Annotated in this window: 7 protein-coding genes; 3 read left to right on the top strand and 4 right to left on the bottom strand. The window is 39.5% G+C overall.

The genetic code is table 11. From position 1 onward, the window contains the following. Together WBM49_RS05185 and WBM49_RS05180 are read right to left on the bottom strand one after the other, a co-directional pair. Positions 1-456: MOSC domain-containing protein (locus tag WBM49_RS05185; protein ID WP_424371001.1), on the bottom strand; the 456-nt coding region annotated here is incomplete at its 3' end. A 64-nt stretch (positions 457-520) separates the two neighbouring features. Beyond that, positions 521-874 carry a DUF6249 domain-containing protein gene (locus WBM49_RS05180; RefSeq protein WP_424371000.1) on the bottom strand — a complete coding sequence of 118 codons (354 nt, stop codon included), beginning with the start codon at positions 872-874 and terminating at the stop codon, positions 521-523. A 130-nt stretch (positions 875-1,004) separates the two neighbouring features. On the opposite strand from WBM49_RS05180, the gene WBM49_RS05175 reads away from it, so the two are divergent. Both WBM49_RS05175 and WBM49_RS05170 read left to right on the top strand, forming a co-directional pair. After that, positions 1,005-1,586 carry an RNA polymerase sigma factor gene (locus WBM49_RS05175; RefSeq protein WP_424370999.1) on the top strand — a complete coding sequence of 194 codons (582 nt, stop codon included), beginning with the start codon at positions 1,005-1,007 and terminating at the stop codon, positions 1,584-1,586. Beyond that, a complete protein-coding gene (locus WBM49_RS05170) occupies positions 1,576-1,995 on the top strand; it encodes a hypothetical protein (RefSeq protein WP_424370998.1) in 420 nt (139 codons plus the stop codon). The genes WBM49_RS05175 and WBM49_RS05170 overlap by 11 nt, the downstream gene beginning before the upstream one ends. Before the next feature lie 20 nt (positions 1,996-2,015). On the opposite strand, the gene WBM49_RS05165 is transcribed toward WBM49_RS05170, so the two are convergent. Further along, the gene (locus tag WBM49_RS05165; protein ID WP_424370997.1) at positions 2,016-2,369 is read right to left on the bottom strand and encodes a DoxX family protein; all 354 of its coding nucleotides are present in this window, start codon (positions 2,367-2,369) and stop codon (positions 2,016-2,018) included. Positions 2,370-2,426: 57 nt separating this feature from the next. Further along, on the bottom strand, positions 2,427-4,310 hold the full coding sequence (gene htpG, locus WBM49_RS05160; RefSeq protein ID WP_424370996.1) for a molecular chaperone HtpG: 1,884 nt from the start codon (positions 4,308-4,310) through the stop codon (positions 2,427-2,429). Positions 4,311-4,677: 367 nt separating this feature from the next. On the opposite strand from htpG, the gene WBM49_RS05155 reads away from it, so the two are divergent. Next, on the top strand, positions 4,678-5,289 hold a 612-nt coding region (locus tag WBM49_RS05155), incomplete at its 3' end, for a TetR family transcriptional regulator C-terminal domain-containing protein (RefSeq protein ID WP_424370995.1).

Below are 5,289 nucleotides of genomic sequence, written 5' to 3'. Positions count from 1 at the left end.
TCCTTCCTGCAGCACCTTTACGTAAGTGCCCGGGTGACCGTGATCTACAAAGGCTTTTATGACCTCCTGATCCTTAAATCGGATTCCTAGTTTATAACAGGGCTCTCGTGGGATCGTTATTTGCACTATGGCACTGCCTAGGGTGTATACAGACCCTATGAGTAGATCTTTTTCAGGCATAGAATCTATGGTAATATTCTCCCCGAACATTCCCCAATCCCAAGAAAGAGAGGGATAGTGTTTCTGCCAAAACGGGTATTGTGAGGCAGAGAAGAGATAGCAGGCCTTAAAAATTCCTCCGTGATGTTTATGATCGGTGATAGTATCTTTATCTACTTGGGTGGCCCCAATATAAATTGGTTCATCAACAGGGTATTTAAAAATCCCTGTTTCCTCGATCTTTCCTTTCCAGGAAAAGGAGGTAGGTTGCCCTATGTTAGTAGAAAGTACCTTCATAGGATAAAGATAAAAAACCACTCCTCAATTGAGCAGTGGTTTTTTAAAATTGTCGGCTTTTTTTTCAGCCTTCCTTTTCCAGCTTTTTGGTAAGGGTAAAACCCAGATATAAACCTACGCCGGCCATCAGAAAAATTGTTCCCGGGTAAGCTACCTCTTCATCTAATCCTAAGGCGTTTGCCAAAAAAGAAGCAACGAAAATTGCGACCCCTATACCCATCAGTAGCAATGCTAAATTTACAATAAGCACTTTCCAGAATGGGGCGGTCTCTTCGCGTTTCCCTTTTACGAAAATACTGGCCTCAGCGCCTTTCTCTATCAATGCCAGCCGTTCTTTGTTACGCGTTGTGAAATAAAGATAACAGATGCCAAAAACTACCAGAAATAAACTAATAAAAACTATAACTTCTCCTCCCATGTTGATGTGTGTTAATTAAACCTTGTTTTAGAGGTATGACGGCAGAAATCCGGGATGGGTTACACAAATACCGTATTTTAATTAAAATTTCCTGTAACCAATTAGGAATACGTAACGTCTTATAGAACAAATGAGGCAACTAGAGGACTCGGATTTAGTAAGCAAGACCCTTCGGGGAGATATGAAGGCCTTTGGTGTGCTTGTAGACAGGTATAAGCATATGGTATTCACGCTGGCTTGTCGACTTCTGAGAAATAAGGAAGATGCTGAGGAAGTGGCGCAGGATGCCTTTGTAAAAGCATTTAAAGCCTTAGATACCTATGCCGGCGATGCTAAATTCTCTACCTGGTTGTATAAAATAACGTACAACCACAGTTTGGATCGTCTTAAGAAAAAGAAACGTACCATAGATACTGTTTCTATAGATCTTAGCAAACCTGTAGGGTTGGAGGTGATGAACAAGGTGCTCATAGAGTTGGAGCAGCAAGATCGGTCCCGTCTGGTTAAAGCGGCCATAGATCGCTTATCAGAGGAAGATGCGGCTATCGTTACCTTATTTTATTTTGATGACCTATCGATCCGTGAGATAGCAGAGATCGTTCTATTGAGTCCGCAGACTATAAAAGTGAGATTATACAGAGGGAGAAAACAATTAGCGAATCTGCTGAACACTTCCTTGCTGAAAGAAAAAATGATGAACTATGAGCACTGAAAACGAAAAAGAACTGGATGACTTCCTTAGGCAACTTACCAAAGATGTTCCTTTGGAAGAGCCAAATGATCAATTTACTGCAGGTGTACTCAGCACAATTAAAACGGCAACTAGTTTAAATAGTGCTACGGTGCACGCCCCTGTATTTTCCAGGGCTTCCTGGGTTCTGATTATTTTCCTAGCCTCTGTCTTGTTAATCCTCGGATACGGTTATAGAGAACAGCAGACCATGCTTCCTGGATTTTTCTCATTTCTAAGGAAAACTTCAAATTCAGATGTAATGGTACATTTACCTAATTTAGGAAGTAGTAATATCTTGGTCTTTTCATTCCTGGCACTGCTAGGAGCTGTGGCCTTTCAAATTGTATGGTTAAAAAAGAGTTGGGCAAAAAAACGGGTAGTATTTTAATTCAGAGGAGGAAGGTGATTTTACCAATACCAATAGGCCCAGTACATGAGTCCAAATTGAAGAGGGATCCGCAGTAATAATATCCATTTGGATACTCCGGCTCCTTCTTTTTCTCCTTTTAGCATGTAAAAATGTACCAGTAAGAAAATGGCCAACATCAGTATGATCCCTATAATGGCCACATTTTTTAACTGGGGGATACACAGCCCAATTCCCAGCACAATCTCCGCCACTCCGCTGGCATATACCAGTTCCCTGTGATTGGGAAGGTAGTTTGGCATGATCCTCATATATGCTTTGGGTTTTACAAAATGTAAAATCCCGCCAACACAATACATGGCTGCCATTGCGTACAGATGCCAGACTTCGTTCATAGGGTAAAAATAAAAAGGCCGCTGATTAAAGCGGCCTTTTTTAAAAATATTTTGAATTTATTTTACCATTTCATAACTGCGTTTGATAAAATTGGTAAGAGCCTCTCCTTTTAAAAGGCCTTTGGAGAGTCTGGCAAGGTCGAGCGACTGATTAATGAGACGTTCTCTTTTCTTGGCAGTTTTTGTGTTTAAGATTTCTCCTACCAGTTCATGATTGGTATTGACCACCAGATTGAACATGTCTGGCATATTCCCCATGCCAAACATACCACCTCCGGTTTGCTGCATTTCTTTCATGCGACGCATAAATTCTGGCTCCGTAATTATAAAAGGTGCGGCCTGGCTATCCATAGGTTCTAATTGTACTGTATATCCTTTTTCTCCTACGGCTTCTTCAATCTGGGTCTTGAGTTGTTCTTTTTCCTCATCAGAAAGCTTGCTGATCTGCGTTTCTTCCTTTTTGATCAGATTGTCCAGATGATCCGCGTCTACACGTGCAAATGATACCTTCTCTTTGGAGGTCTCTAATTTTTGCAGTAAGTGTCCAACTATAGGAGTATCTAAAAGCAGTACCTCATATCCTTTTACTTTGGCAGCTTCAATATAGCTGTGCTGCGCTTCTTTGTCGGAAGCATACAACACAACTAATTTGTCATCTTTATCCGTTTGCAACGGAGCTATTTTTTCCTTGAGTTCCTCAAAAGTAAAGTAGCTTCCATCAACAGTGGGGTAAAGTGCAAAGGCTTCAGCTTTTTCAAAGAATTTATCATCCGAAAGCATGCCGTATTCAATAACGATCTTAATATCGTTCCATTTGGTTTCAAAATCCTCCCGATTCTCTTTGAAAAGGGATGACAATTTATCCGCCACTTTTCTTGAGATATAAGATGAGATCTTTTTTACCGCCCCATCGGCCTGTAAATACGAACGGGAGACATTCAGGGGAATGTCTGGTGAGTCGATCACTCCTCGTAGCATCGTTAAAAATTCCGGAACGATCCCTTCAACATTATCAGTTACAAACACCTGATTCTGATAGAGTTGTATCCTGTCTTTCTGAATATTAAGATCGTTTGTAAGCTTTGGAAAGTAGAGGATCCCTGTTAGATTAAAGGGATAATCTACATTGAGGTGTATATTAAAGAGCGGTTCTTCGAACTGCATGGGGTATAGTTCCCTGTAAAACGACTTATAATCTTCCTCTTTAAGGTCAGCCGGTTTTTTGGTCCAGGCGGGAGTAGGGTTGTTAATGATATTGTCTACTTCCTTGGTGGGAGCTTTATCTTCTTCTTTGGCGCCTTCGGGTTTAGGGAGTGTTTCAGTGCGCGTTCCAAACTTTATTGGAATGGGCATAAACTTGTTGTATTTGGAAAGCAACGCCTGAATACGTTGTTCTTCCAGAAATTCGGTAGAATCATCTGCAATATGCAATATGATCTCTGTTCCCCGAGTTTCCTTCTTGCCTTTCTTTAGGCTGAATTCCGGAGAACCGTCACAGCTCCAATGTGCTGCTGGTTCATCTTTGTAGCTTTTTGTCAGGATCTCCACTTTTTTAGCTACCATAAAAGAAGAGTAGAATCCAAGTCCGAAGTGTCCAATGATCCCGGCATCTTTGCCTGCTTCCTTGTATTTGTCTAAAAATTCCTCTGCCCCTGAAAAAGCTACCTCATTGATGTATTTTTTTACCTCTTCCTGGGTCATGCCAATCCCATCGTCTATAATATGGAGTTTTTTTCCCTTCTTATCAACCTTCACTTCAATCATGGGATTGCCGAATTCTACCTTTGCTTCGCCAATAGAACTCAAGTGCTTAAGCTTAAGGGTAGCATCTGTTGCATTCGATATTAACTCTCGTAGGAATATTTCATGGTCGCTGTACAAGAATTTTTTAATAAGTGGAAAAATATTCTCTACAGAAACATTGATCTTACCTGTTGCCATTTTTTATCTTTTTTAGTTTAACTGCTCTCATAGGTCAAAAAAAGTACCATAGCTGTACAGTGTGACAAACTGACACCTAATTTTTTAAGATCTTTTGGAAATAAAAAACTTTAACAAATATTTTTGTTTAATAATAATGAATAATACTTAAACATTAATTATATTTGAATTGTGATTACGAGAAGATCATTGCTATGAAAAAGTAAAATTGGTTTTAGTAATCAGTTTGTTTATTAATTGGTTAGGTTGTTAGAAAGCGTGTTTTCACTTGAAAGCACGCTTTTTTATTTGTGTGACTTTATTCGCATAAACTTAACAATTAACTGTTTAAAAAAGAGTAATTTTACGTAAACAAAATATTCAATTTATGGCAGCAAAAAAGACTCCTGCTTCTACCATAGAGGATCAAATAATTTCCGGGTACATGACATATGTCCTGGAACACGAAAAGGTACCTACTTCCGTTTACAAGTTTTGTAAAACCATAGAAGTTACCGAAGATCAGTTCTACAATCATTTTGGCTCTTTAGAGAATCTCCAGAAAGGGATATGGACGCTTTTCTTTAAAAAGACAAAGGATCTTATTGAAAAGAACAAAGAGTTCGAAAGCTTTTCGAACAAGGACAAGATGCTTACATTCTTCTTCACCTTTTTTGAGTTACTAACGCTCAACCGTAGCTATGTTCTATTTACTTTAGGTGAGCAGGGGTTTATGCTCAAAAAGATGGAGCAATTAAAGGGATTGCGAAAGCTGATAAAGGAATTTGCTGCTGAGCTTATTGAAGAAGGAAATGCAGACAAAGCCTTTAAGATCTCAAAACACAATCCAACCTTATTTTCTGAAGGCGCCTGGATCCAATTCCTGTTCCTTCTAAAATTCTGGTGCGACGACTCTTCACCAGGATTTGAAAAAACAGATATCGCCATAGAAAAGTCGGTCCAAACAATTTTTGACGTCTTTGATAACACGCCATTGGAT

Origin of the sequence: Muriicola sp., from assembly GCF_049669965.1 — a bacterium.
Classification (GTDB): Bacteria; Bacteroidota; Bacteroidia; order Flavobacteriales; family Flavobacteriaceae; genus Muriicola.
Note: the sequence above shows the minus strand (reverse complement) of the source record. Positions and strands in the feature narration are given on the sequence as shown.

Coding starts and splice junctions, on each gene's coding strand:
- WBM49_RS05180 (WP_424371000.1), bottom strand. CDS start 874: ATGGGAGGAGAAGTTATAGTTTTTATTAGTTTATTTCTGGTAGTTTTT.
- htpG (WP_424370996.1), bottom strand. CDS start 4,310: ATGGCAACAGGTAAGATCAATGTTTCTGTAGAGAATATTTTTCCACTT.
- WBM49_RS05170 (WP_424370998.1), top strand. CDS start 1,576: ATGAGCACTGAAAACGAAAAAGAACTGGATGACTTCCTTAGGCAACTT.
- WBM49_RS05175 (WP_424370999.1), top strand. CDS start 1,005: ATGAGGCAACTAGAGGACTCGGATTTAGTAAGCAAGACCCTTCGGGGA.
- WBM49_RS05165 (WP_424370997.1), bottom strand. CDS start 2,369: ATGAACGAAGTCTGGCATCTGTACGCAATGGCAGCCATGTATTGTGTT.